Origin of the sequence: Actinomadura sp. NPDC000600 (assembly GCF_040492135.1) — a bacterium.
In the GTDB taxonomy this organism is placed as follows: Bacteria; Actinomycetota; Actinomycetes; order Streptosporangiales; family Streptosporangiaceae; genus Spirillospora.
This window is the reverse complement of the sequence record NZ_JBEUPD010000005.1, coordinates 33,121-57,742: the sequence shown is the minus strand read 5'-3', so window position 1 is coordinate 57,742 and position 24,622 is coordinate 33,121. Positions and strand designations below refer to the sequence as shown.

General features: G+C 73.4%; 22 protein-coding genes. 16 read left to right on the top strand and 6 right to left on the bottom strand.

The genetic code is table 11. The annotated features are described in order from the left end of the window. Positions 1 to 5: 5 nt before the first annotated feature. Positions 6 to 2,102: a lantibiotic dehydratase gene (locus tag ABWI07_RS09295; RefSeq protein ID WP_353818209.1), complete on the bottom strand. Its 2,097-nt coding sequence runs from the start codon at positions 2,100 to 2,102 to the stop codon at positions 6 to 8. Positions 2,103 to 2,382: 280 nt separating this feature from the next. Here ABWI07_RS09295 and ABWI07_RS09290 point away from each other — a divergent pair, with 280 nt between their 5' ends. Beyond that, positions 2,383 to 3,420, top strand: a complete 1,038-nt coding sequence (locus tag ABWI07_RS09290; protein ID WP_353818208.1) for a ketoacyl-ACP synthase III family protein — start codon at positions 2,383 to 2,385, stop codon at positions 3,418 to 3,420. A gap of 18 nt (positions 3,421 to 3,438) precedes the next feature. On the opposite strand, the gene ABWI07_RS09285 is transcribed toward ABWI07_RS09290, so the two are convergent. Beyond that, positions 3,439 to 5,058, bottom strand: a complete 1,620-nt coding sequence (locus tag ABWI07_RS09285) for an AMP-binding protein (RefSeq protein WP_353818207.1) — start codon at positions 5,056 to 5,058, stop codon at positions 3,439 to 3,441. On the opposite strand from ABWI07_RS09285, the gene ABWI07_RS09280 reads away from it, so the two are divergent. From ABWI07_RS09280 to ABWI07_RS09235, 10 genes are read left to right on the top strand one after another with little or no spacing between them, the layout of a single operon-like run. Further along, positions 4,963 to 6,090: a sulfotransferase gene (locus tag ABWI07_RS09280; RefSeq protein ID WP_353818206.1), complete on the top strand. Its 1,128-nt coding sequence runs from the start codon at positions 4,963 to 4,965 to the stop codon at positions 6,088 to 6,090. The two genes, ABWI07_RS09285 and ABWI07_RS09280, sit on opposite strands and share 96 nt — an antisense overlap. A gap of 1 nt (position 6,091) precedes the next feature. Further along, positions 6,092 to 6,865 (top strand): SDR family NAD(P)-dependent oxidoreductase, encoded by a 774-nt coding sequence (locus ABWI07_RS09275; protein ID WP_353818205.1) that lies wholly within the window; start codon positions 6,092 to 6,094, stop codon positions 6,863 to 6,865. 11 nt (positions 6,866 to 6,876) lie between these two features. Continuing rightward, positions 6,877 to 7,722 carry a family 3 encapsulin nanocompartment shell protein gene (locus ABWI07_RS09270; protein ID WP_353818204.1) on the top strand — a complete coding sequence of 282 codons (846 nt, stop codon included), beginning with the start codon at positions 6,877 to 6,879 and terminating at the stop codon, positions 7,720 to 7,722. Next, positions 7,722 to 8,564 (top strand): transketolase, encoded by an 843-nt coding sequence (locus tag ABWI07_RS09265; protein WP_353818203.1) that lies wholly within the window; start codon positions 7,722 to 7,724, stop codon positions 8,562 to 8,564. Before ABWI07_RS09270 ends, ABWI07_RS09265 begins: the two co-directional genes overlap by 1 nt. Further along, complete coding sequence (locus ABWI07_RS09260) at positions 8,561 to 9,571, top strand: transketolase family protein (protein ID WP_353818202.1); 1,011 nt, start codon at positions 8,561 to 8,563, stop codon at positions 9,569 to 9,571. Before ABWI07_RS09265 ends, ABWI07_RS09260 begins: the two co-directional genes overlap by 4 nt. Beyond that, complete coding sequence (gene lysW, locus ABWI07_RS09255; RefSeq protein ID WP_141582295.1) at positions 9,546 to 9,713, top strand: lysine biosynthesis protein LysW; 168 nt, start codon at positions 9,546 to 9,548, stop codon at positions 9,711 to 9,713. The genes ABWI07_RS09260 and lysW overlap by 26 nt, the downstream gene beginning before the upstream one ends. Next, positions 9,710 to 10,564 (top strand): lysine biosynthesis protein LysX, encoded by an 855-nt coding sequence (gene lysX / locus ABWI07_RS09250; protein WP_353818201.1) that lies wholly within the window; start codon positions 9,710 to 9,712, stop codon positions 10,562 to 10,564. The genes lysW and lysX overlap by 4 nt, the downstream gene beginning before the upstream one ends. Then, positions 10,561 to 11,568 carry an N-acetyl-gamma-glutamyl-phosphate reductase gene (argC, locus tag ABWI07_RS09245; protein ID WP_149262609.1) on the top strand — a complete coding sequence of 336 codons (1,008 nt, stop codon included), beginning with the start codon at positions 10,561 to 10,563 and terminating at the stop codon, positions 11,566 to 11,568. The genes lysX and argC overlap by 4 nt, the downstream gene beginning before the upstream one ends. Positions 11,569 to 11,606: 38 nt before the next feature. Then, entirely contained in the window at positions 11,607 to 12,395 is a 789-nt protein-coding gene (locus tag ABWI07_RS09240) for a [LysW]-aminoadipate kinase (RefSeq protein WP_353818200.1), read from the top strand. Further along, on the top strand, positions 12,392 to 13,423 hold the full coding sequence (locus tag ABWI07_RS09235) for a M20/M25/M40 family metallo-hydrolase (protein WP_353818199.1): 1,032 nt from the start codon (positions 12,392 to 12,394) through the stop codon (positions 13,421 to 13,423). The genes ABWI07_RS09240 and ABWI07_RS09235 overlap by 4 nt, the downstream gene beginning before the upstream one ends. Before the next feature lie 16 nt (positions 13,424 to 13,439). Here the strand turns inward: ABWI07_RS09235 and ABWI07_RS09230 are convergent, their stop codons facing one another. From ABWI07_RS09230 to ABWI07_RS09215, 4 genes are all read right to left on the bottom strand, one after another. Then, positions 13,440 to 14,642: an argininosuccinate synthase-related protein gene (locus ABWI07_RS09230; protein WP_200842215.1), complete on the bottom strand. Its 1,203-nt coding sequence runs from the start codon at positions 14,640 to 14,642 to the stop codon at positions 13,440 to 13,442. Between the two features lie 137 nt (positions 14,643 to 14,779). Then, positions 14,780 to 15,613, bottom strand: coding sequence for a M23 family metallopeptidase (locus ABWI07_RS09225; RefSeq protein ID WP_149262607.1), 834 nt, complete (start codon positions 15,611 to 15,613; stop codon positions 14,780 to 14,782). Between the two features lie 18 nt (positions 15,614 to 15,631). Further along, on the bottom strand, positions 15,632 to 16,132 hold the full coding sequence (locus tag ABWI07_RS09220; RefSeq protein ID WP_268843288.1) for an ArsR/SmtB family transcription factor: 501 nt from the start codon (positions 16,130 to 16,132) through the stop codon (positions 15,632 to 15,634). A gap of 61 nt (positions 16,133 to 16,193) precedes the next feature. After that, a complete protein-coding gene (locus tag ABWI07_RS09215) occupies positions 16,194 to 17,195 on the bottom strand; it encodes a patatin-like phospholipase family protein (RefSeq protein ID WP_353818198.1) in 1,002 nt (333 codons plus the stop codon). Positions 17,196 to 17,656: 461 nt separating this feature from the next. Here ABWI07_RS09215 and ABWI07_RS09210 point away from each other — a divergent pair, with 461 nt between their 5' ends. The 5 genes from ABWI07_RS09210 to ABWI07_RS09190 all read left to right on the top strand — a co-directional run bounded on the left by ABWI07_RS09210 (position 17,657) and on the right by ABWI07_RS09190 (position 24,600). After that, a complete protein-coding gene (locus tag ABWI07_RS09210) occupies positions 17,657 to 19,027 on the top strand; it encodes a glycoside hydrolase family 10 protein (protein ID WP_353818197.1) in 1,371 nt (456 codons plus the stop codon). A 177-nt stretch (positions 19,028 to 19,204) separates the two neighbouring features. Further along, positions 19,205 to 20,986 (top strand): glycoside hydrolase family 15 protein, encoded by a 1,782-nt coding sequence (locus ABWI07_RS09205; protein ID WP_502912812.1) that lies wholly within the window; start codon positions 19,205 to 19,207, stop codon positions 20,984 to 20,986. A gap of 46 nt (positions 20,987 to 21,032) precedes the next feature. Next, on the top strand, positions 21,033 to 22,085 hold the full coding sequence (locus ABWI07_RS09200) for a glucose 1-dehydrogenase (protein ID WP_149262603.1): 1,053 nt from the start codon (positions 21,033 to 21,035) through the stop codon (positions 22,083 to 22,085). Positions 22,086 to 22,188: 103 nt separating this feature from the next. Beyond that, the gene (locus tag ABWI07_RS09195; RefSeq protein ID WP_353818195.1) at positions 22,189 to 23,145 is read left to right on the top strand and encodes a DUF5954 family protein; all 957 of its coding nucleotides are present in this window, start codon (positions 22,189 to 22,191) and stop codon (positions 23,143 to 23,145) included. A gap of 324 nt (positions 23,146 to 23,469) precedes the next feature. Continuing rightward, positions 23,470 to 24,600 (top strand): phosphodiester glycosidase family protein, encoded by a 1,131-nt coding sequence (locus ABWI07_RS09190; protein WP_353818194.1) that lies wholly within the window; start codon positions 23,470 to 23,472, stop codon positions 24,598 to 24,600. The last annotated feature ends 22 nt before the right edge of the window (positions 24,601 to 24,622 follow it).

Genomic DNA, 24,622 nt, shown 5'->3' with positions numbered 1-24,622 from the left:
CGCTCTCAGGGACGTTCCGGGTCGCAGAGCTGGAGGCGCAGTTCGCAGCCGTAGCGCCGTCCCGCCGCGTCGGGGAGCCACGATTCGTCCAAGTCCGGAAGCAGTTCGGTGAAGACGACGGGGACGTCGTCGCCGGACGACTCGCGGGCCGTGCGGAGCAGCGTGGCGAAGGAGGAGACGTACCGGGGGCCGGTGAAATCGACGTACACGGGCTTGACCTCCGTGCCCACCTTCGCGAAGACGCGCTCGGGCATGCCGAGGAAGCGGCGCAGGCGGCGGGCGGCGAGGTACTCGCGGGGGCCGTGCGCCGGGACGATGCCCGTCCCGCCGACGGTGGTGCGCCAGGTCTCGCGGGCGACGACGAGACGGTCCAGCGTGAGCCGCGGGTTGTGGGGGCCCGTGCCGGCGAGCTTGAACGCCTCGGTGCCCAGCCAGCCGAAGAGCAGGGCGAACACCTCGCGGAGCGGGCGCCGGAGCCCGTCCGGCCCGGTGACCTCCAGGGCTCCTTCGCGCTCGGACACGGTCAGCGCGACCAGGGGCAGGACGCGGGCCGGGTCCGCACCGGGCGCCGCCGTGAACGCCAACTGGTGGTCGGTGACGCCGAGGACCGGCGCGATGCGCGCGGTGTACCGGGGCCACCAGGTCGGGTACAGCGGACGGAACTGGGGGCCGATGTCCTCGGCCGCCGCGTCGCGCAGCCGCTCGGGGTCGGGGTGGCGTTCGGTGAAGAGGGCGCAGTCGAGGGTCGGCCACGCGGTGTGCATCTCGCCGAGAACGAGGGTGAACTCCCCCGCCGCCATCGCCTCGACGCTCGGCGCGCGGACGCAGAGGTCGGGGCTGTGGATGCGGGCGCCCGCCCATCCTGGACGCTTGGCGGCGAACAGCCGGGCGGCCTCCGCCCGGAGATCCGCGGAGGTGAAGTCCAGGCGGCGCTCGCGCGGCGCGGAGTCCAGGCCGAACAGCGTGTCCCAGCGGCGGGCGAACTCGGCGGCGACCGCGTCCACCGGACGGTCCTTGCCGGTCAGCAGGGGCTGGGCGGCGTCCCAGAACTCCGGCATCGGGACGGCGGTCGCGCCGGGGCCGAGCAGGTCGCGGAAGGCGGCGTCGTACGCCTCCGCCAGGACCGCCGACAGCCAGCGCGCGGCGGGCAGGAGGACGGCCCCGAACGGGCCCGACAGCGTCTCAAGGAACGGGCGGCCCAACGTGAGGTCCAGGTCGCGAACCGTCTCCTCGTAGCAGAGCCGCCGCCCCGCGTACATCTGCCCGCTCCGCCGCTCCGGCTCCGCCCCGGTGACGGCGGTGAACTCGGCGTCCAGGTCTGCCAGCGCGATGGCCAGGGCGTCGGCGTCACCGGCCGCGGCGGCCACGGAGGCGCGGGCCCGGTCGAGCCGCGCGAGCCCGGCCAATGCCCGCTCCCTGGCCTGAGGCTCAGGGATCGCTTCGAGTGTGTCGCGCAGGACGCGCTCCGCCTGCGGGTTGTATGGCATGTTCACGCCTCGCCAGACGATCCCGTCCTCGATCAGACGGTCCAGGGCCGCGGCCAGGTGCGGTTCGGGGGCGATCTCCGCTGCGGGGCTGGTGCCGTCGCATCGGGAGAGCACTTCGGTCTCGGCGGGGGTAAGGAAGCGCGGGTCGTCCCCAGGGCGTAAGACGCGGTTTCCATCGACGAGCAGGTGCGGGTGGACGCCGGCGGGCAGCCACGGCGCCACGTCCGGGTCGTCCAGGAGTGCGGCGACGTACGCCTCCAGCGCCCAGAACTCGTAGTCGACCTCGCGGGACCGCACCAGTCCCCCGCCGGGCTTCGCCTCGACCGCCACCGGAACCTCGGGGTCGAGCGTGCCCCACGCGACGGGGCCGAAGAAGCCCGCGGTGTCGTTCTTGCCGCAGTACCGCTGCCAGTAGCGGACGAGGGTGTTCTCGCGCGCGCGTCGCTTCTGGCGTTCGCGCCTCGGGTTCTTGCCCGGCCGGACGGCCGGGGCGTCGGCGAGACGTGCCAAATGCCGCGCGGCGCCGGGGTTCTGCCATGTCACCGCCTCGCGGAAGAGCGGATCGGCGGCGATCTCCGCGGCGGCGCGGCCCGCGTCCGCCAATGCGCCGTGCATGGCCTGCGTGAATTCGGTCTCGGCCGTGTTCCCGTCGAGAAACGCGTCGGCGATTCGGGCGCATTCCGGGGCCGCGAAAAGGACGAGGCCGCCGACGGGAAATCCGGTGGAGCGGATCAGCACATCTCGCCAAACCGACCATCGCGTTCCGGGTAGCGGCACGGAGTGCCCTGCGTCGCCCACCGCGAACTCCCTCCGCCGTTGAGAACGGCTCTCGCCCCGGGACGGTGATCACCATAATGTGTTGATTTGTTCGCCGTCACCATCCGGAGGTCCGCACATGCGCTGCGACGGTCTGTTCCTCGCCGGGCTCGCCCATCGGATCCCCGAGGCCGTGGACGTGGACGATGCGGTGGAGGACGGCCGCTACGACCCGGACGACCGGAAGGCCGACGACTACGCCTCCGTGGCCGTGTCCACCGGGGAGGCCCCGCCGGAGATGGCCGTAGCCGCGGCGCGCCTCGCGCTGGCCCGGGCCGGGCTCCCCGCATCGAGCGTCGCGATCCTGCTGCACGCGTCGGCCTGGTTCCAGGGCGTCGACTTCTGGCCGGCCGCCTCCTACGTGCACCGCGAGGTCCTCGGCGAGGACGGCCGGCGCGCGCCCGCGCTGGACGTCCAGCAGATGTGCGCGGGCGCCCTCGGCGCGCTGGAACTGGCCGCCTCCTACCTGGCCGCCGACGCGTCCCGCGGATCCGCCCTGGTCACGACCGCGGACCGGTTCGCCGACCCCGGCTTCGACCGGTGGCGCGGGGACGTGCGCGGCATCGTCTACGGGGACGGCGCGGCCGCCGCGGTCCTCGCCCGGGACGGCTTCGCGCGGCTCCTGGCCGTCTCGACGGTCGTCGACACCGGGCTGGAGGGCATGTACCGGGGCGACGAGCCGTTCGCCGCCGCCCCCGGCCGCCGGGTGGACGTGCGCGCCCGCCGCGCCGCGTTCGCCGCGAGCTCCCGGCACCTGGTGGGGAGCGTGGCGGAGCGGACCACCTCCGGCCTGACGGAGGCCGTCGACCGGACGCTTGACGAGGCCGGGCTGAAGCTCGCCGACGTCTCCCGGTTCGCCTTCCCCAACGTCGGCCTGCATGTGCTGCGCACCCGGTACGCCGAACCGCTCGGCCTGGACGTGGAGCGCACCACGTGGGACTGGGGCCGCCGCACCGGGCATGTCGGCGCGGCCGACCAGCTCACCGGCCTGACCCACCTGGTCGAGACCGCCCAGGTGGGGCCGGGCGACCGGGTGCTGCTGGTCGGGATCGGAGCCGGGTTCGCCTGGACGTGCGCCGCCGTCGAGATCACCGCCCGCCCCGTCTGGGACGTCTGACACGGACGGCCGCCGCGTTCAGGTCAGGCGTTCCCGGAGGGTCGTCTTCTGGACCTTGCCGGTGACGGTCTTGGGCAGTTCGTCCACCAGTTCCAGCCGTTCCGGCCAGTAGATCGGGGTCATCTCCGCCTCCTTCAGCGTCGCCCGAAGCTCCTCCAGGGTGACCGGAGGCTCCCCGGCGGTCGGCACGACCACCGCGCAGATGACCTGGTCAGCGCCCTGCCGAACCGGGATGCCGATCACGCTGGCCTCTCGGACGCCCGGGTGCCGGCAGAGGGCCGCCTCCAGTTCGGTGTCCGGGACGAACAGGCCGTTGCGCATCACCGTGTCCTTGGCGCGTCCGGTGATGCGGATGCCGCCGCGGCCGTCGTCGCGGGCGAGGTCGTCGGTGTTGAACCAGCCCTCATCGTCCAGCAGCGCCTGGTACAGCTCCGGGCGCCGGACGTAGCCGAGGCACTGGGTGGGGCCGCGCACCCACAGCACGCCCGAGCCGTCGCGCTGGCCCTCGATCGGGTCGATGCGCAGCTCCATGTCGGCCATCGGGCTGCCGTCGCTGTGGACGGCCCAGTCCTCGGGGTCGTCGGGGCGGCTGACGGTGACCGCGCCGTTCTCCGACATGCCCCACAGGGAGTGCAGCCGCAGCCCGAGCACCTCCTTGACCTCCTCGACGAGCTTTGGGGGGATCGGCGCGGAGCCGCTGATGACCGCGCGCAGCATGCCGAGGTCGCGCGGCGCCTCCCGCTGCGCGTCCACCAAGGAGCGCAGGTAGTGCGGCGGGGCGTACACGTAGGTGACGCCGTATGAGGCGAGCATTTCGAGGGTCGGCGGGCCGTCCTGGGAGTCCTGGAAGACGGAGGTCGCGCCGAGCGACAGCGGCATGAGCATGCCGCGGACGAACCCCGTGTAGTGGGTGTTCCAGGCGACCATGGTGATGACGTCCGAGCCGTCCAGCGCGAACACCTCGGCCTCGCCGCGGATCGCCGCGTACAAGGTGTTCTGGCTGTGCAGGACGCCCTTGGGCTCGCCGGTCGTGCCGGACGTGAACAGCACGAGGAACGGCTCGTCCGGCTCGCGCTCCCGGCCGTCCAGGTCGTCCGCGCGGGTCTTCTCCCAGGGCGTGTCGAAGAAGTGCGCGTGCAGGTCGAGGGCTCCGGCGGGCTTCGGGCCGCCGGACACCGCGACGTGCTCCAGCGACGGCAGCTCGCCCGCCAGCCGCACGCCGAGCTCGCCGAGCTCCTCGCCGCCGTGCACGGCCTCGGTGATCAGCACCCGCGCGTCGGTGAGGTCGAGCATGACCTCCAGCTCCCGCCGCCGGTAGATGGGCAGCAGCGGGCAGATGCGGGCGCCCGCGCGCAGGCAGCCGAGCGCGAGGACGGTGATCTCCCAGCCGTTGGTGAGCTGGACGGCGACGGTGTCGCCCGGCCGGACGCCGAGCTCGGCCAGCGCGCCGGCGCACCGGTCGGCGAGCCGGGTCAGGTCGGCGTAGGTCAGCGCGCGGGTCTCGCCGCCGACGCGGCGGGCCACGAGGGCGGTCTTGCCGGGGTGCGCGCGGACGTGCCGGCGCAGGTCGTCGAGGAAGGTCTCGTCCCGCCACCAGCCCGCCCGGCGATATTGCAGTGCGTTGGTCAGCCCCGCCATCACGGCCTCCGTCTGTTATGTCACGACGTCACAAAAAGACGAATCAATCCTGTTCTTATCTTGGTGGTTCCGCTTTACGCAAGATCATGTTTTTATGTTCCCGACCAGGTTGCACCGGTACGCCCGGAGGAGCCGAGTTTGCCAGTGAAGGTGCTTTACATCACCGGTTGGTGTCGCAGCGGCAGCACCATGCTGGGCAACGTCCTCGCCGAGGTACCGGGCGTCGTCCATGTCGGTGAACTGCGTTTTCTCTGGTTGAACGGGGTTCTCGGAACGGGCAGCAACGGGCGCTGCGGCTGCGGTTCCGGACACCGCGAATGCCCGTTCTGGTCGGAGGTGCTGGAGGAGGTCCGGCCGTCCGGGACGTCCCTCGAACGGCACGCCGCCGAGGTCGTCGCCTGGCAGGACGCGTACCGGACCCGGCACACCTGGCGGGTGCTGCGCGACCCGTCGCGCAACGCATGGCCGGACGTGCTGGCCGCCACCTACCGCGCAATCGCCCGCGTCTCCGGTGCGCGGGTCATCGTCGACAGCTCCAAGTTCGCCTCGGACGCCGCGCTGCTGGCGTCCCTCCCGGACGTCGAGGGGCGCTACGTCCACCTGATCCGCGATCCCCGCGCGGTCGCCTGGTCGTGGCTGCGGCCGAAGGACTACACGGGCCGCCGCTCCGCGCTGAACAGCACCTGGCACTGGACCGGCTTCAACCTGGCGGCCGAGGCGGTCGGCCGCGCGCACCGCGACCACGCGCTCCACATGCGCTACGAGGCGCTGGTGCGCAACCCGCGCGCCGCCGTCGACGCCGTCCTGGACCTCCTCGGGCACGAGGGCCCGAACCCCGTCGCCGCCGACGGGACGGTCGAGCTCGGCGGCAACCACACGGTCACCGGCAACCCGAACCGGTTCGGCCGCGGCCGGACCCGCATCGAGGAGGACCGCAGGTGGCACGCCGCGCTCCCGCGCCCCCAGCGGTCCGCGACCACGCTCATGGCGCTCCCCCTGCTGCACCGCTACGGCTACGAGAAGAGGGTGTGACGTGGACCTGGGACTGAACGGAAGGGTGGCCCTCGTCGCGGGCGGATCGGCGGGCATCGGCCTCGCAATCGCCCGCGACCTGGTGCGCGAGGGCGCGACGGTGTCGATCGCGGGCCGCGACGCCGCCCGGCTGGCCAAGGCCCGCGACGAGATCCGCGCGGACCTCGGCGCGGAGGTCGGGACCCGGCCGCTGGACGTGCGCGACACGGAGGCGGCGCGGGCCTGGGTGGACGACGCCGCGGCCGAGCACGGCGCCGTGCACATCATGGTCACCAACGCGGGAGGGCCGCCCGCCGGGCCGACCGGGGCGTTCGGCCCGGACGACTACCGCGCCGCGCTCGACCTCGGCATGATCGCCCACATCGGGCTCGTGCAGGCCGCGCTCCCCCACATGCGGCAAGCCGGATGGGGCCGGGTCCTCATGGTCACCAGCGAGACCGTCCGCGACCTCATCCCCGCGTTCGCGCTGTCGGGGATCGTGCGGACCGGCCTCGTCGGCTACGCCAAGACCCTGGTCCACGAGCTGGGCCCGGGAGGCATCACCGTGAACGTCCTCGCCCCGGGATACACCGCGACGGACGCGCTGCTGTCCGGCATCACCGGCGAGCCCGAGGCGGAGACCGCACGCGTCGCGCGGGAGGCGGGCATCCCGCTCGGCCGGGTCGCCCGCCCCGAGGAGGTCGCGGCGGCCGGGGTGTTCCTGCTGAGCGAGCGCGCGAGCTTCGTCACCGGCACCGTCCAGGTCGTCGACGGCGGCCGCTCCCTGGGGGTCTGACCATGTCGAATATGCCCGTGTCCGACGTCCGCATGATGCTGGACGACCCCGAGTTGACCCGGCGCAGCCCCGGCGAGGAGTTCGCGCTCGCCCACGCCCGGTACGGGCCGGACGCGGCGGTCCACCTGCGCGCCTCCATCAGCGACCTGTTCCCGCCGGCCAAGCGCCGTCCCCGCTTCACCGTCCGGCACCTGCTCCGCAAGGCCGTCGTGGACGCCGACGAGACGACCGTCTTCACCGAGCGGGCCGAGAACACCTCGCCGGACGACGCCGCCCCCGAGTGGGAGTTCGAGGTGGGCGTGGAGACCGTCCGGACGCAGGTCGTGCGGGCTTCGGTGCCGGTGCCCAAGGAGATCCTCGCCGACCCCGCCGCGCTCGCCGCGTTCGTGGACTACCGCCTGCTGGTGCGGCTCGGCACGGCGGAGAACGACGTCCTGCTCAACGGGATGGGACCGATCCGGGGCCTGCTGCGCCACCCGGGGCTGCGGCGCCGCCCCGCCGAGCCGTCGGACGGCGGGTCGGCCGCCCGGACGCTGCTGGCGACGGCCGCGCTGTGCGAGTGGTACGGCGGCTCTGCGGACGGGATCGTCATGCATCCCGACGACTGGTGGCCGCTCGTCGCGGACGGCGCGTTCCTGGAACGGCTCGCCGTGCAGGGCGTCAAGGTCAGCCGGACCCGCATGGTGCCCGCGGGCACGGCCCTCGTCGGCGACTTCACGGCCGCCGCGACTTTGCTGGACCGCCGCTCCTCCACGATCCGGCTCGACGGGGACGCGCTGGTGGCCGAGATCATCGAGGGCCTGGCCGTGCACCTGCCCGGCCATTTCGTGCTCACCTCGCTTCCCGGCGGGCGCTGATGGGCGGCCCCGCACCGACCCGGCCGCCGGCGGCGGACCTGCCGGCCGTCGCGCACCGGGTGCGCGAGCACATCGTGCGGATGTGCGCCGGGCCGGAGGGCGGCCACCTCGGCGGGTCGATGTCGCTCGTGGAGATCCTCACCCTGTTGTACTTCGAGGTGATGCGGGTCGATCCGCGCCGCCCCGCGGCTGTGGACCGTGACATCTTCATCCTCAGCAAGGGGCACGGCGCCATGTGCCTCTACGCGGTGCTGGCCGAGCGGGGCTTCTTCCCCGCCGCGGAACTGGCGGAGTACTCCCGGCCGGGGAGCAGGCTGATGGGCCATCCGGTCCGCGCGGTGCCCGGGGTGGAGATGCCCACCGGATCGCTCGGGCACGGGCTCGCGCTCGCCAACGGGTTCGCCGTCGCCGACCGGGGGCGCCGGTGCTTCGCCGTCCTCGGGGACGGCGAGTTGCAGGAGGGTTCGGTCTGGGAGGCGGCCATGGCCTCCGCCGCGCTCGGCCTCGGGAACCTGACGGCCGTCATCGACCGCAACCGCCTCCAGATCACCGGCCCGACCGAGGACGCGATCGGGCTGGAGCCGCTCGCGGACCGCTGGCGCAGCTTCGGCTGGACGGTGCGCGAGGTCGACGGCCACGACTTCGACGCGCTGCGCGAGGCGCTCACCCCAGAGGAGACCGGGAGCGGGCCTCCCGTGGCGGTCATCGCCGGCACCGTCAAGGGACGCGGCCTGCCGTCGCTGGAGGCGAAGACGCACAGCCACTACGCGAAACTGAGCGGCCGCCAGGCGGAGCGCTCCCTCGCCGTACTGCGCGCCCGACGCAAGCGAGCGCTCTCATGACAGCCGACATCCCCGGCGAAACGGCACGGCCGCGCTCCGCCCGTGAGGTGTACCGGGACCTGCTGCCCGAACTGATGCGGGCCGACGGGCGGCTGTACTGCCTGGACAGCGACACCGGGCTGTTCGACGCGGACGCCTTCGCCGACGTCCCCGGCCGCTACCTCAACCTCGGCATCGCCGAGCACAACCTGATGGGGACGGCCGCGGGCCTGGCCGCCAGCGGGAACGTCCCGTTCGTCACCACGATGGCGACCTTCGCCGCGACCCGGGCACTGGAGGCCATCAAGATCGACATCGCCTACAACGCGCTGCCGGTCCGGATCGTGGCCACCCACGGCGGGCTGGCCGCGGGGCATCTCGGCCCGACCCACCACGCGCTGGAGGACCTGGCCGTCATGCGGGCGCTGCCCGGTTTCACCGTGGTCGTCCCGGGCGACGCGGCGCAGGCGGGCGAGGCCGTCCGGCAGTGCGCGGCGCTGCCCGGTCCCGCCTACGTGCGGCTCGGCCGCTCGGCCACCCCGGACCTGGACGGCGCCGCGCCCGGAGGCGGCCCGTTCGAGATCGGGCGGGCGCAGTGGCTGCGGCGCGGCCGGGACGTGGCGATCATCGCGTGCGGGCCGTACCCGGTGCTGGCGGCGGTGCGGGCCGCCGACCGGCTCGCGGAGCGGGGCGTCCGGGCGACCGTCCTCAACCTGCACACGCTGCGCCCGCTGGACGTCGCGGCCGTGGTGGCGGCGGCCGAGGGCGCGGCGGGCGTCGTCACCGTCGAGGAGCACTGGCGCTCCGGCGGCCTCGGCGGCGCCGTCGCCGAGACCCTCGCCGAGCACGCCCCGGCCCGGGTGGCGCGCGTCGGCATGCCCGACACGTTCGCCGAGCGGGCGGGCGGCCAGGAGGACCTGCTCGACCGGTACGGCATCACGGCGGGCGCGGTCGTCGCCGCCGCGCTGAACCTGACCAGCGGAAGCCATGGAGGTGGCACGCATGACCCAGACCTGTCCCGAGTGTGAGGGCCCGGTCCAGCTCGCCGAGCCGGTCCGGCTGAGCGAGATCGCGCAGTGCGCCGACTGCTCCAGCGAGCTGGAGGTGGTCGGCCTGGAGCCGGTGACCCTCGCGCTCGCCCCCGAGATCGAGGAGGACTGGGGCGAGTGAGGCCGGTGGCCGTGCTGGCCTCCCGGGTGCGGTACGAGGAGAAGCGGATCTTCGCCGCGCTGGAGCGCCGCGGGGTTCCGTACGCGCATGTCGACACCCGCCGGTTCAGCGCCGAGCTGGGCGGTGAAGCGGCGAGCGCCGGGCCCCGGTACGCGGCGGCGCTGAACCGGGAGATCTCCCACAGCCGCGCCCTCTACGCCTCGATGCTCCTGGAGGCGCGCGGCGTGCCGGTGGTCAACCGGTCGGGGGTGATCGCCGTCTGCGGCGACAAGCTGCGCACCTCGCTGGAGCTGGAGCGCGCCGGCGTCCCCACTCCGCGCACGGCGGTCGCGCTCACCCCGGAGGAAGGGGTCGAGGCCGCCGAGCGCCTGGGCTTCCCCGTGGTCGTCAAGCCGCTGACGGGGTCGTGGGGACGGCTCGCGGCGGCGGTGCGCGACCGGGACGCGGCGCAGACCGTCCTGGAGCACCGGGCCGCCCTGCCCTCGCCGCTCCAGCACATCGTCTACCTGCAAGAACTCGTCGACAAGCCGGGCCGCGACATCCGCGTGATCGTGGCCGGGGACAAGGTGGTGGGCGCGACGTACCGCTACTCGGACGGCTGGCGCACCAACGCCGCGCGGGGTGCGCGCTCCGAGCCGTGCCCGCTCACGCCCGAGCTGGTCGAGCCGGCGATGCTCGCCGCGCGGGCCGTGGGCGGCGGGGTGCTGGGCGTCGACCTGATCGAGGGACCCGAGGGGCCGCTCGTGCTGGAGGTCAACCACAACGTCGAGTTCCGCGGCTTCCAGGACGCGCACGGCGAGGACGCGGACGTCGCGGACGCGATCGTCTCCCACGTGCTGGAGGCGGCATGATCCGGGTCGGCGTCATGGGCGCCGCCGGGTACCTCGGCGGCGAGCTGCTGCGGCTGCTCATCGGCCATCCGGGGACGGAGGTCGCCCACGCGGTCTCGACCCGGTTCCCCGGCCGCCGCGTGGACTCCGTCCACCCCAACCTGCGAGCCCAGACCGACCTGGTGTTCAGCGCCCCGGACGACCTGGACGCCTGCGACATGCTCCTGATGGCGACCCCGCACAAGGCGACCATGAAGCTGCTGCCCGAGATGCGGGGACGGGCCAAGACCGTCATCGACCTGTCGGGGGACTTCCGCAACCCCGACCCCGCCGTCTACGAGCGGTACTACGGCGTCCCGCACACCGCGCCCGAGCTGCTCGGCGCGTTCGTGCCCGGCGTCCCCGAGCTGTTCCGCGCGGAGCTGGCCGAGGCCGACCTCATCAGCGTGCCAGGGTGCATGGCCAGCGCGGCGATCCTCGCGCTGCACCCTCTGACCGGGCTGATCGGCCCGGACGTCCAGATCGACGCGCGCACCGGGTCGAGCGGGTCGGGCGCGCTCGCGGGGGACGCCAACCTGCACGCCGAACGCAGCGGCGCGCTGCGGGTCTTCGCCCCGGTGCGGCACCGCCATGAGGCGGAGGTCGCGCGGCTGACCGGCCTGAACGCCAGGATGACCGCCACCGGGGTCGAGGCCGTGCGCGGCGTGCAGGTCGTCTGCCACGCCACTGGCTCCGCCGACGAGAAGGCCGTCCGCCGCGCCTACCGCAAGGCGTACGCGGACGAACCGTTCGTCCGGATCGTCGCGCACCGGACGGGGACGCACCGGCTCCCCGATCCGAAGCTGCTGTCCGGGTCCAACTACTGCGACGTCGGCTTCGCGGTGGACGGCGACCGGATCACCGCGATCGCCGCGCTGGACAACCTGGTGAAGGGCGGTGCGGGCGCCGCGGTGCAGTGCCTCAACATCCGCACCGGCCAGCCCGAGACCCTGGGCCTGGGGTTCCCCGGCCTGCACCCGGTCTGATGGGCTCCGGTCGGATGGGCCCTGGTTCGGGGATAGTCGTGGTGAAGTGCGGCGGCGCGGTACCCGCCGAGACGGTGTGCGCGGACCTCGCCGGGCTCGTCGGGCGGGCGGTCCTCGTGCACGGCGGCGCCGCCGACGTCGACCGGCTCGCCGGGGACCTCGGCGTGCCCGCCCGCACCCTCGTCTCGCCGAGCGGCGTGACCAGCCGGCACACCGATCCGGCCATGCTGGAGGTGCTCACACTGGCGCTCGCCGGACGGGTCAAGCCGCGGCTGCTGCGCACCCTGGCCGCGAACGGCGTCCCGGCCGTGGGTCTGACGGGGCTGGACGGCGGCCTGCTGCGGGCGCGGCGCAAGACGGCGCAGCGCACCGTGCGCGACGGCCGCACCGTCATCGTCCGCGACGACCACAGCGGGCGGCTCACCGGCGTCCGGCCCAAGGTGCTGAACGTGCTGGTCGGCGCCGGGTTCGTCCCGGTGGTGTCGCCGCCCGCGCTGGGCGAGGACGGCGCGCCGGTGAACGTGGACGCCGACCGGGTCGCGGCCGCGGTCGCGGGCGCGCTGCGCGCCGAGCGGCTGGTCCTGCTGACCACGGCGCCGGGCGTGCTGCGCGACGCGTCCGACGAGGGCTCGCTGCTGGACCGCTGCCCGCTCCCCCGCGAGGGCCCCGTCCCGCACGCGGCGAGCGGCGGCATGCACCGCAAGCTCATCGCCTCCCGCGAGGCCCTGCTCGCGGGCGTCCCCCACGTGTCGATCGGCGACGGGCGGCTCCCCCGCCCCGTCACCGCGGCCCTGGGCGGCGCCGGCACGACCTTGGAGATCATGTGAGCGACCCCGTCGAGCTGCTGCACGCCATGCTGTCGATCCCCTCGCCGTCCGGGCGGGAGGACGAGCTGGCGCGCTACCTGGAGAAGGTCATGAACGACCTCGGCATGGCCGCGCGCCGCGACGAGGCCGGCAACGTGATCGGCGACATCGGCACCGGCGCGGGGCCGGTGGTGATGCTGCTCAGCCATCTCGACACCGTCGACCGGCCGCTGCCGGCGCGGCGCGTGGGCGGCCGCCTCGTGGGCCGGGGCGCCGCGGACGCCAAGGGCCCGCTCGCCGCGATGATCAGCGCGGCGGCTGCCCGGCCCTCGTTCCCCGGCACGCTGCGGGTCGTGGGCGCGGTCGAGGAGGAGCGGCTGTCGCGGGGCGGCGAGCACCTGGCGCGCACCTGCCCCGCGCCGGACGCGCTGCTCGTCGGGGAGCCGAGCGGCTGGTCGCGGGTGGTGCTCGGCTACAAGGGCAAGATCGACGTCGAGTACCGGGTCGCCCGGCCCTCGACGCACTCCACCAACCCGGCCGCCAAGGCGACCGAGGTGGCGGTGGCGTTCTGGCACGACCTGCTGGAGGCGCTCGGGCCCGAGCGCGACCACGCCGCGTTCGGCCTGCCCGCCGCGACGCTGCGCGGCGTCCACGGGGACCTCACCGAGGCGCGGCTCGACGTCGACTGCCGCGTCCCGCCCGGATACGACGCCGAGGCCTTCGCGGCGCGGCTGCGCGCCCGCGCGGACGGCGGCGAGGTCACGATCGTCCGGCACGTCCCGGCGGTGCGCAGCGGGCGGTCCGACCCGGTGGTGCGGGCGGTGACGGCCGCCATCCGGCGGCACGGCGGGACGCCCCGGCCCACCCTCAAGACGGGCACGTCCGACATGAACACCGTGGCGCCGCACTGGGACGTCCCCATGGCGACGTACGGGCCGGGCGACAGCTCGCTGGACCACTCCGACGAGGAGCACATCGAGATCGCCGAGTTCCTGAAGGGCGTCGACGTGCTCACCACCGCGCTCGACGAACTGGCCGCCGTCCTCTGACCGTCCCCGCGCGGAGTCAGGGTGCGCCGGCGGGGGTCGCGTCGCGGGCGGTGGCGCGTTCCCAGGCGTCGCGGTCGCGGAGGTAGAGGCCGCCGGGGGCGCGGATGGACAGCACCGTCATCCCGTCGCGGTCGAGGCGGTAGGTGATGCGGCCGGTGACGTGGCGGGCGACGCTCTCCACGAACGCCTGCGCGGCCTCCCGCAGCGGGCCGTACCAGCGCCCCTCCACGGCCTCCCGCGTCCACAGCTGCTCCAGCGCCATCTTCTCCCGCGTCGTCTCGGCCGGGACGGTGGCGCTCTCCAGCTGGCGGTAGGCGTGCAGCAGCAGGCACGCCGCCGGCATCTCCCGCACTTCGAGGACCTTCTCGCCGCCCTCCAGGTGCTCCAGGCCGGAGTAGCGGCCGAGGCCGAACCGGCCGGCGCGGACGTTCAGCGACGCGATCATCTCGCGCAGGCCGGCGGCCGCGCCGTCGACGGCCACGGGCCGGCCCGCCTCGAAGTCGAGCGTGATCTCCGCGGGGCGGTCCGGGCGCGGGCCCGCCGTCCAGAAGTAGAGGTCCTCCGGGACGGGGAACCACTCCGGATCGTCCAGGATGCCCGACTCGAACTCCCGGCACCACAGGTTGGAGTCGCCGCTGTAGGCGCGGTCGGCGAACTCCGCGAACCCGGCGTCCTTGAGCGCCGCGCGCTTGTCGTCGCGGCCGATCGCGTCCCGCTCGTAGGGGCTGCCGAAATGGCCGTCGAACCCGAGCGCGGCGATCGAGGAGTCGATCCGGCGCAGGCTGTTCTGCGACCGGTTGGCGGTGTGCACGATCGCGTGCGCGCCCACCTCCCGGGCGAGGTCGACCGCGGCCCGGGCCAGCAGCGGGCGGCTGAGCGACGAGCTGACCGGGTGGATGCCGAGGTAGACGGCCTGGGCCGCGATGGCGGGCGCCACGAACTCCTCGGCGAACTCCTCCGACAGGTCGGCCCGCACGTGCTCGGCGCCGAGCGAGCCGAGGTCGGCGCCCGTCCGGTCGTACTCGGCGTCGCCGCCGAGCTCCACGGACAGGGCGTGGACGCGCAGGCCGCGGTGGCGGCTGAGCCGCCACAGGAGGTAGAAGCTGTCGAGGCCGCCGCTGAAGAGCGTCACCACCCGACCGCCCTGCGCCGCCACGGTGTCGATGTGCCCGAACTCGCGGATGCGTCTCCCACTGTGCCTTCGCGTTTCCGGACCCACGTAACCGACCCTCCAGGAGCGAGCGGCGAGCAGCGGTCAAGATCAACTTATGGGCCAAGATCATCGCCGCGCACTGGCACGTGATCACAAAATCGGCCGCGAACGCAGACAGCAATCGCCGGTTGCGCCGCGCGCGCTCACCGGGCGGGCGGACCGGCCGTCAGGACGCAGGGGCGGAGGCCGCCGGGGACGCCGGTGAGGGCCTCGCCGCCGCTCTCGTAGGGGAGGGCGAACGGCAGGCCGGCGGCGGCCAGCGGGCGCGGGCGGTCCATGAGGTGGAAGTGCAGGTGCGGCTCGGAGGTGTTGCCCGAGTTGCCCACCTCGCCGAGGACGTCCCCCGCCCTTACCCGGTCGCCCTTGGCGACTCGCACCGACCCGCGGCGCAGGTGGGCGAAGACCGCGTACACGCCGCCGCCGAGGTCGAGCGTGACGGAGTTGCCGACGACGAACCTGCCCGCCGACAGCGTCAGGACGGACAGCAGCTGGCGGAACACCATCCCCTCGACCAGGAGGTAGGCGATGCCGGGCCAGGAGTTGCGGCTCCAGTGGTCGCGCTGCCACCCGCTCGCCTGGACGACCACGCCGTCGGCCGGTGCGACGACGGGGCGCCCGAAGGACGGGAACGTCTCCGGGCGCGCGGCGAGCGGCCAGCGCCGAGTCGCGCGCCATTCGCCGTCCGGGACGTGGACCAGGTCGATCGCGTAGGTCTGGCCGAGCTCGTGCGTCCCGTGACTGGGCACCTTGTCGGCGGGACTGTTGACGGGCACCCAGCGCCCCTCGACCGGGCTGCGCAGGACGACCGGCTCGCGGTCCGGTGCGCTGCCGGACACGAAGAACAGCACGAGCCCCGCCGCGATGAGGACCATTCCGGCGCCCCAGAGCACGCCTATGCCATGCAGGGACGTGGTGAGGGCCAGCGCGAGGCCCAGCAGGATGAACAGCGTCCGGAACCGTGCGAGCGTCCTGATCATCGTTCCTCCACGGGTCGGTCAGCGGCGGGTCGCGGCGATCACGGTGAGGATCGGCACCACCCGTTCGCCGGGGACGGTGTAGCGCCCGCGCCCGGTGGTGCGCAGCCAGCCGGCCGCGACGAGCTGGCGCAGATGGTGGTAGAGCTGGCCGGTCGTGCCGAGGCTCTCGTGGGCGGCCAGCTCGGAGACGGTGCGGGAGCCGTGCAGGATCTCCCGGAGCAGCAGCAGCCGGACGGGGTGCGCGAGCGCCGAGAGCGCGTCGGCGGACTGGGACCAGTCGTCCGACAGCAGATCTCCGGTCGGGTGGCCCTGCTGCCATTCATAGTGCTCGCCGGACGGCAGCGCCACCGAGCCGGTGAACAGCACCGCGCCGGGATCGGGCGCCCGCTCCTTCAGCGCGTCCAGCGCCCAGAAGGTGTCGCCCGGCTCCGGGCGCCCGGCCGCGGGGGCGACCCCTTCCAGCGCGGCCATGCGCTCCTCCAGCCGCGCGACGCGCTCCGCCAGCGTCTCCTCGGTCACTCCTCCACTATTACGTAAGTACGTAGATTCGACAAATCCCGCCCCTCGGTCGAGGTCGGGCTCAGTCGGAGGCTGGGGTGACGAGGGGGCGGTAGTGCGCCAGGTAGGTGCGGTGGTCCCAGTCGTCCAGGAACTGCGCCGCCGCGGCGCGACCGGCCTGGAAGAGGCGCTCGCGGGTCGCCGCGTCGAGGTCGAAGTCGGTCGCGAGCACGCCGTCGGTATGGGCGAACATCGTGCGGGCCACGATGGCCGGCTCGTCCATCTGCACCCGGTCGTGCGCCTCCGCCATCGTCGAGACGAGCGCGCGGCCGTACCCGACGGGGCCGCGGACGGCGCGCCATTCCCGGTACACGCCCTCGGAGGGGGGACGGGCCGACAGCTTCACGCCGAACGTCGGCCAGCGGGGTTCGCGGTCCTCCCGGTCGAAGATGGTGATCGGGTAGTTGGAGAGCATTCCGCCGTCCACGTGGAGGCACTGGCGCCCGTCGTTCCGGCACAGGCGGCGCGGCCGGAAGAAGACCGGAATGGACGCCGAGGCGCGCACCGCGTCCGCGACGGGCTGCTCGTCGGCGGGCAGGCCGTACCTCTCGTAGTCCCACGGGAGCCGGACCATACGCCCGCTGCTGATGTCGGAGACCACGACGACGAGCTTGTAGGCGTGCCGGGGCGGCAGCGCCGAGTCGGGGTCGTGCAGTTTCAGCTGCCCGAACGTCTCGACCCCGCATTCCTTCAGGCGCGCCGCGATCCACCGGTGCAGGGCGTCGCCCTTGTGGAGGCCGAGCGTGGTGAGGAGGGACAGGCCGCGGACTGCCGCGAAGCGCGAGCCGTCCTGGAACGTCCGGTAGTCGAGTCCGCGCATGAGCTCGACCATGTCCGGGACGGGCATCCCGGCCGCCAGCAGCGAGCCCACGATCGCGCCGGCGGAGGTCCCGGCGACGCGGGCCGGCGCGCCGAGCCGGTATCCCCGCGCCTGCGTCTCGGCGATCGCGCCCACCAGCGCGATGCCCTTCACGCCGCCGCCCTCCAGGACGAGGTCGGCGCGCGGTGGTGCCGAAGAGCCCATCGATCTCCCTTCCCCCGCGGCGCCGGGCGGCGCCGCGAGCCGCTTTCCGAACCGGAACGCGAAAACGACTGACAGGCGAATGGAATCCGTTTCGCCTTTCTATTGAGAGATGCCCTATCGATCTTTCTTTCAATGGTCTCCGCACGATTTTTTCCGCACGGCTTTAGTGATCGAGAAAGTGCGGGGCGACCAAAGGCGGTATCGATCGGCGGCAGAAGCCCCGAGGACGGGGCACTTCGGCGGATCGCTGGGCTCGAAACGTTTCGACAGATGATCTGCCGAGCCGGGTCGCCGGTCAACAGCGCTGACCTGTGAAAGCAGGAACGGGTGGTTGACGCTGGTGTCTCACAGAGTTAGTTTCCTGTCGGCTGCCGAAAAGATATCGAAACTTTTCGGATCCGCTCCCGCCGAGGCAGCCGAATGGCAGATCCCCGCGGACCTGGGCAAGGAGGAAAGAGACCATGAGAAGAGCACTCACCGCGGTGCTCGGCACGGGCGCGCTGCTCCTGGCGATGCTGGTGGCCGTCGCGCTCCCCGCGTCGGCCGCCCCGGGCACGCTGAAGGAGGCCGCCGCGGCCAAGGGCCGGGTCTTCGGCGCCGCCGCGGCCACCGCCCACATGGGCGAGTCGGCGTACGCCGCCACGCTCGACCGCGAGTTCAACCAGCTCACGCCCGAGAACGAGATGAAGTGGGCCACCACCGAGCCGTCCAGGAACTCGTTCGACTTCGGCCCGGCCGACCAGCTCGTGAGCCACGCGCAGGCCCAGAGCATGAAGATCCGCGGGCACACGCTCGTGTGGCACAACCAGCTGCCGGACTGGGTGAGCGGCATCTCCTCGCGGGACGACCTGCTGAGCGCCATGCGGAACCACATCGCGAAGGAGGCCGGCCACTACGCGGGCAAGGTCGCCTACTGGGACGTGGTGAACGAGGCGTTCCAGGACGGTTCGGGCGCCCGGCGCGACTCGGTGTTCCAGCGGGTCATCGGCGACTCCTACATGGAGGAGGCGTTCCGCGCGGCGCGCGCGGCCGACCCCAGCGCCAAGCTCTGCTACAACGACTACAACATCGACGGGCAGAACGCGAAGAGCAATGCCGTCTACAACATGGTCAAGGACTTCAAGGCACGCGGCGTCCCGATCGACTGCGTGGGCCTCCAGGCGCATCTGACGCTGGGGGCCGTCCCGTCCGACATGCAGACCAACATGCAGCGCTTCGCCGACCTCGGCGTGGACGTCCACATCACCGAACTGGACATCCGCATGTCCACCCCGCCGGACAGTTCCAAGCTCGCCACCCAGGCGAACGACTACAAGAAGGTCGTCTCCGCCTGCCTCGCCGTGTCGCGCTGCACCGTCATCACCGTCTGGGGCGTCACCGACAAGTACTCGTGGATTCCCGACGTGTTCCCTGGTGAAGGCGCCGCGCTGCTGTTCGACGGCAACTACGCCAAGAAGCCCGCATACGACGCGGCGCTCCAGGCCCTCGGCGGCGAGGACCCGGGCGACCCCGGCGACCCGGGCGACCCCGGGGCCGTCACCTGCACCTACGCTCGCACCGCGCAGTGGAACGGGGGCTTCAACGGCCAGGTGACCATCAAGGCCGGCGCCACCGCGGTCGCCTCGTGGACGGTCGTCATGACGATGGGCTCGGGCCAGCAGATCGTCGCCCTGTGGAACGGCACCGCGAGCACGAGCGGCAACGTCGTCACGGTCAAGCCGGTCGGCTGGAACGGCAGCCTCGCGCCGGGCGCGTCGGCGTCGTACGGGTTCACCGTCAACGCCCCGACCGGGAACACGGCCGACCCGGTCATCAGCTGCGGCACCCCCTGACCCGCTCGCGTCCTCCCGCAAGACCTCCGTCCGGCACGGCGGCGGCTCCCATGCCGCCGTGCCGGACGGGGCCTCACCGGCTCGCCACAAACACCTGCGCCCCGTACATACATCCCTGATCACGGGTTAGTGGAGGAAGCCAGAGGAACCGAGGACGGGAGGTGGCGCGTCTTGGCACTGCGGATCGAGGACTACGGGCTGCTGGGCGACACGCAGACGGCGGCGCTGGTCGGCAAGGACGGCTCGATCGACTGGCTCTGCCTGCCCCGGTTCGACTCCCCCGCCTGCTTCGCCTCGCTACTCGGCGACGAGGACGCCGGGTTCTGGCGCGTCGCGCCCGCGGCCGGCGGGATGTGCGCGCGGCGCCGGTACCGGGACGACACGCTGATCCTGGAGACCGAGTGGGACACCCCGGACGGGTCCGTCCGGCTGATCGACTTCATGCCGCCGCGGGGTGAGGCCGCCGACGTCGTCCGGATCGTGGAGGGGCTCAGCGGGAGCGTCCCGATGCGCATGGCGCTGCGGCTGCGGTTCGACTACGGGCGGATCGTGCCATGGGTGCGGCACCGGGAAGGAGAATTCAACGCCGTCGCAGGCCCGGACGCCACCTGGCTGAAGACGCCCATCGCCCTCGAAGGGCGCGACCTGACGACCTGCGCCGACTTCACGGTGTCGGCCGGGGAGCGCGTCCCGTTCGTCCTGACATACCAGCCGTCCCACCTGCCGCGTCCGAAGGCGGTGGAGGCGGAGCAGGCGCTCTCCGACACGGAGCTGTTCTGGTGGGACTGGATGGGCCGCTACGACTACGACGGGCGGTGGGACGAGGCGGTCCGCCGTTCGCTGATCACGCTGAAGGCGCTCACCTACGCCCCCACCGGCGGCATCGTCGCCGCCGCGACCACCTCGCTGCCCGAGCGGCTCGGCGGCCCGCGCAACTGGGACTACCGGTTCTGCTGGCTGCGGGACGCGACGTTCACGCTCCAGGCCCTGCTCGGCACCGGGTTCGTCGCGGAGGCGAAGGCGTGGCGGGAGTGGCTGCTGCGCGCCGTCGCCGGCGACCCCGCCGACCTGCAGATCATGTACGCGATCGACGGCACCCGGCGGCTCACCGAGTACACCGTGGACTGGCTCGCCGGCTACGAGGGGTCGGCGCCGGTGCGGGTGGGCAACGCCGCGTCCGAGCAGTTCCAGCTGGACACCTGGGGCGAGGTCCTGGACGGCCTGCACATCGCCCGCGAGGCCGACATCGGCACCGACGGGAACGCCTGGGACCTCCAGGTCGCCCTGATGGACTTCCTCGAAGGGCACTGGAGCGACCCCGACAACAGCCTGTGGGAGGTCCGCGGGGAGCGGCGCGACTTCGTCCACTCCAAGGTGCTCGCCTGGACGGGCGTCGACCGCGCCGTCAAGGCCGTCGAGGGGTACGGGCTGGACGGCCCCGTCGGCAGGTGGAAGGAGCTGCGGGAGCGGATCCACGCGGACGTGTGCAAGCACGGCTACGACGCGGACCGCGGAACGTTCACCCAGTTCTACGGGTCGCGCGGGCTCGACGCGGCGCTGCTGCTCATCCCGCGGGTGGGGTTCCTGCCCTGGGACGACCCGCGCGTGATCGGCACCGTCGACCAGGTGCAGCGGGAGCTGTACCGGGACGGGTTCGTGCTGCGCTACGACACCGGAGCCGACGGCGGCGTGGACGGCATGCCGGGCGGCGAAGGGGCCTTCCTGGCCTGCACGTTCTGGCTCGCCGACGCCCTGCACGGCATCGGCCGCACCGAGCAGGCCACCGACCTGTTCGAGCGGCTGCTCGGCCTGCGCAACGACCTCGGGCTGCTCAGCGAGGAGTACGACACCGCCGCCGGGCGGCAGATCGGGAACACCCCGCAGGCGTACTCGCACGTCGGGCTCGTCAACACCGCGCGGCATCTGAGCGGCTCCCGTCCCGCCCATCGCCGCGCCTAGCCGCCCAAGCCGCTGGAGACGTGGAAGTCGTGGAAGGAGAAGCGCCATGCGCGCCTTGACCGTCCTGCCGGAGAAGCCCGGCTCGCTGGCCGTGACCGACGTCCCCGACCCGGAGCCCGGGGAGGGGGACCTGCTGGTCGACGGGCTCGCCGTGGGCGTGTGCGGCACCGACAAGGAGATCGCCGCCGGCGACTACGGATGGGCCCCGCCGGGCCGCGACCGCCTCGTCATCGGGCACGAGTCGCTCGGCCGGGTGCGGCACGCCCCGTCCGGCAGCGGCTTCTCCCCCGGCGACCTCGTCGTGGGCGTCGTGCGGCGGCCCGACCCGGAACCCTGCGGGGCCTGCGCGCACGGCGAGTTCGACATGTGCCGCAACGGCCGGTACACCGAGCGCGGCATCAAGGAGATCGACGGGTACGCGAGCCGGGCGTGGCGGGTCGAGGCCGACTACGCGGTCCGGCTGGACCCGCGGCTGGCCGAGGTCGGCGTGCTGATGGAGCCGGCCACGGTCGTCGCGAAGGCGTGGGAGCAGGTCGAGAAGGTCGGCAACCGGGCGTGGTTCGAGCCGCGCCGGGTCCTGGTCACCGGCGCGGGCCCGATCGGGCTGCTCGCGGCGATGCTCGGCGTGCAGCGGGGGCTGGACGTCCACGTCCTCGACCGGGTGGCGGACGGGCCGAAGCCGCGGCTCGTCGCCGACCTCGGCGCGACCTACCACCGCGGCGGCATCGAGGAGGCCTTCGCGGGCGCGGAGCCGGACGTGGTGATCGAGGCGACCGGCGCGTCCCGCCTGGTGTTCGGCGCGATGGCGCACAACGCCTCGTACGGGATCGTGTGCCTGACCGGGGTGTCCTCGTCGGGACGGCCCCTCGAGGTGGACGCGGGCGACCTCAACCGGCAGATCGTGCTGGAGAACGACGCGGTGATCGGGTCGGTCAACGCCAACCTCCGGCACTACGCCGCCGCCGCGGACGCCCTCGCGCGGGCCGACCTGGACTGGCTCGGCCGGCTGATCTCCCGCCGCGTCCCGCTGGAGCGCTTCGCCGAGGCCTTCACCCCCCATCCGGACGATGTGAAAGTGGTCGTCACCCTCGCCGAATAACCCGTCGAATAAATACCTCAAATACCATCAATCCTTAATCTTTCCGGCGTTCGAATACGGGAAAAGCCGTGCGCGCGGGGCCGCATCCGGCCAGGATGCGGGCATGACGTTCCCGCTGATGCACGGGTACGACCACATCAACGTGGCGGCCCTGCTCGATCCGGTCGCGGACGTCCGCGACCGGGAACTCGGCGAGCGGATGCTGCGGTACCCGAAGCTCTTCCCCGCCGGATCCCCCGAATTCGGTTATGCGGTGCAATTCGCGAAGGAATGGCGGATCGCGTCGCTGGGCGCGGACGGACCGGCCACCGCCCGCTACAGCCTCGCGATGGACCTCCGCACGGCCGCCGCGCGGGAGACCGACGCCCCGACCGTCCAGGCGATGCTGGCGGCGGCCGGGCGGCTCGACCCCGAGGAGGGCGAGCAGCTCGCCAAGGACGAGTGGGAGATCGGCGACCGCCGCTACCGCGTCATCCGGGTGGAGAAGTTCATCCTGCTCGGCCACCGGGTGATGGAGCCGCCCCGGTCCACCGACGCCGACCTCTCCGCGAACGGCCTGCTGCGCGACCACCTCATCGACCCGGCGGCGCCGTGCGGCCAGTGGGAGGCGCAGCTCCGGCTGAACCTGGTCGGGCGGCTGCCGGTGCCCGGCACCGTCCCCGACATGGTCCGCACGGAGGCGCGCCACGCGATCCGGACGCATCCCGGGGTGGTGCTGCTCCCGCCCACCTTCATAGCGGTCGAGGTCGACGGCGACGCCTGGGCCCCGCTCACCGGCGGCGACAACCCGGAGGAGGCCCGCGACCGGCTGGCCCGCCACTTCACCGACCTCATGCCGAGGCTCCGCGAGTTCCAGGGCGACCCCCCGACCCCCGCCGAACTCGCCGAGTGGACCGCGATCGCCGACGGCATCCGGGCGACGCCGGGCCACGAGTTCAACGTCCGCGGCCGCGAGTTCCGCACCGTCCGCGTCTGCCGCATGCTCCGCCTGGGCCGCGACGGCCCCGAGGCCCCCCGCCCCTCCGACCAGGACCGCTACGACCTCCCCACCTTCGGCTGACCCACCCTTCCGATGCGCTTCGTGCGATCTTCCCCGAGTGTCAACCTCCGGCTCCTTGCCTTTCGCCGTGCGCGCGTCATGATCAAAAACAAGGGAGCCAGACGGAAGGGCGGGCGGATGGTGCGCAGGTGGGTGGCCGGTTGGGTGGCGGCGGTCGTGGTGGTCGGGGTCGGAGGAGTGCCCGCGCGGGGTGAGGTGGGGCCGGCGCCTGGGGTTGACGGGGCCGGGTCGGGGGAGCGGCCGGACGGGCGGGTGCGGGGGCTGCCGTCTTCGGCCGGGATCGGGGAGGTGCGCTTCACCTCCTCGGAGCAACTTGCCTCTGGCGTGACGTTCCGGACGTATGAGACGTCCGGAGTTGGCGGGGCTGTTGCCGGGGATCTGCTGGACGTCGATCTGCGGAAGGCCGAGGTCGGGCTTCTGCGGCCGCCCGTGGTCGCCGCGCGGCGGACGGTGTCGGCCATGGCGGACGCGCAGCACGCCGTGGCCGGGGTGAACGGCGACTTCTTCAACATCAGCGAGACCCATCCCGGGGTGGTGCCCACGGGGTCGTCGTCCGGGCCGGAGGTCGATGGCGGCCCTCCGCTCAAGGGGGCCGTGCCGGACGGGCAGCGGTTCGGGCCCGCGCTGCCGCCCGGGACGTCCACCGAGGACGTCATCGGGGTCGGCGACGACAGGCGCGGACACATGGCCCGCCTGCACCTGACCGGGACCGTCCGTTCCGGCGGGACGTCCATCGCGCTACGCGGCCTCAACCAGTACGCGCTTCCGGTGGGCGGAGTCGGGGCGTTCGGCCCCGAGTGGGGCGAGGTGTCGCGGCAGCGTGCGGTGTGCGGGACCGACCAGGTGCGCAGCGACCCGTGCAGCACGAACACCGCCGAGGCGACCGTGCGGCGGGGCGTGGTGACGGGAGTGTCCGGCACGGTGGGCGGCGGCGCGATCCCGGCCGACACGACCGTGCTCGTCGGGCGGGAGAAGGGCGCCGACGCGCTGCGCCGGCTCAGGCCCGGCGACCGGGTGCGGGTCTCCTACCGCTTCACCGGGCCGGTCCGCTTCCGGTTCGCCGTGGGCGGGTTCCCGATCCTGCGGGACGGCAGGCCGCTGGACGGCCTGGGCACCGCCGGCCCGGCGCCGCGCACGGCCGCCGGGGTGAGCCGCGACGGCCGGCACGTCTACCTCGTCGTGGTGGACGGCAGGTCCGTGCTGAGCGGCGGGGCGACCATCCCCGAACTGGCCTCCCTCCTGGACAAGGCGGGCGCCGACGACGGCGTGAACCTCGACGGCGGCGGCTCGTCCACGTTCGTCGCGCGCTCCCCCGGCGAGACCTCCGTGACCGTCCGCAACAACCCGTCGGACGGAACGGAACGCGCGGTCGCCAACGGCGTCGGCGCCTTCCCCTCCTTCGCGGGCCGTCCGTCCGGGTCCGGCCCCGACGGACCGAACGGACGGCTCCCCTAACCCCGAGACCCCACAATGGTGC

What these genes read in the sequence shown, in the direction of transcription:
- ABWI07_RS09295 (WP_353818209.1), bottom strand. Translation starts at nt 2,102, where the DNA reads ATGCACGGCGCATTGGCGGACGCGGGCCGCGCCGCCGCGGAGATCGCC.
- ABWI07_RS09290 (WP_353818208.1), top strand. Translation starts at nt 2,383, where the DNA reads ATGCGCTGCGACGGTCTGTTCCTCGCCGGGCTCGCCCATCGGATCCCC.
- ABWI07_RS09285 (WP_353818207.1), bottom strand. Translation starts at nt 5,058, where the DNA reads ATGGCGGGGCTGACCAACGCACTGCAATATCGCCGGGCGGGCTGGTGG.
- ABWI07_RS09270 (WP_353818204.1), top strand. Translation starts at nt 6,877, where the DNA reads ATGCCCGTGTCCGACGTCCGCATGATGCTGGACGACCCCGAGTTGACC.
- ABWI07_RS09265 (WP_353818203.1), top strand. Translation starts at nt 7,722, where the DNA reads ATGGGCGGCCCCGCACCGACCCGGCCGCCGGCGGCGGACCTGCCGGCC.
- ABWI07_RS09260 (WP_353818202.1), top strand. Translation starts at nt 8,561, where the DNA reads ATGACAGCCGACATCCCCGGCGAAACGGCACGGCCGCGCTCCGCCCGT.
- lysW (WP_141582295.1), top strand. Translation starts at nt 9,546, where the DNA reads ATGACCCAGACCTGTCCCGAGTGTGAGGGCCCGGTCCAGCTCGCCGAG.
- argC (WP_149262609.1), top strand. Translation starts at nt 10,561, where the DNA reads ATGATCCGGGTCGGCGTCATGGGCGCCGCCGGGTACCTCGGCGGCGAG.
- ABWI07_RS09225 (WP_149262607.1), bottom strand. Translation starts at nt 15,613, where the DNA reads ATGATCAGGACGCTCGCACGGTTCCGGACGCTGTTCATCCTGCTGGGC.
- ABWI07_RS09215 (WP_353818198.1), bottom strand. Translation starts at nt 17,195, where the DNA reads ATGGGCTCTTCGGCACCACCGCGCGCCGACCTCGTCCTGGAGGGCGGC.
- ABWI07_RS09210 (WP_353818197.1), top strand. Translation starts at nt 17,657, where the DNA reads ATGAGAAGAGCACTCACCGCGGTGCTCGGCACGGGCGCGCTGCTCCTG.
- ABWI07_RS09200 (WP_149262603.1), top strand. Translation starts at nt 21,033, where the DNA reads ATGCGCGCCTTGACCGTCCTGCCGGAGAAGCCCGGCTCGCTGGCCGTG.
- ABWI07_RS09195 (WP_353818195.1), top strand. Translation starts at nt 22,189, where the DNA reads ATGACGTTCCCGCTGATGCACGGGTACGACCACATCAACGTGGCGGCC.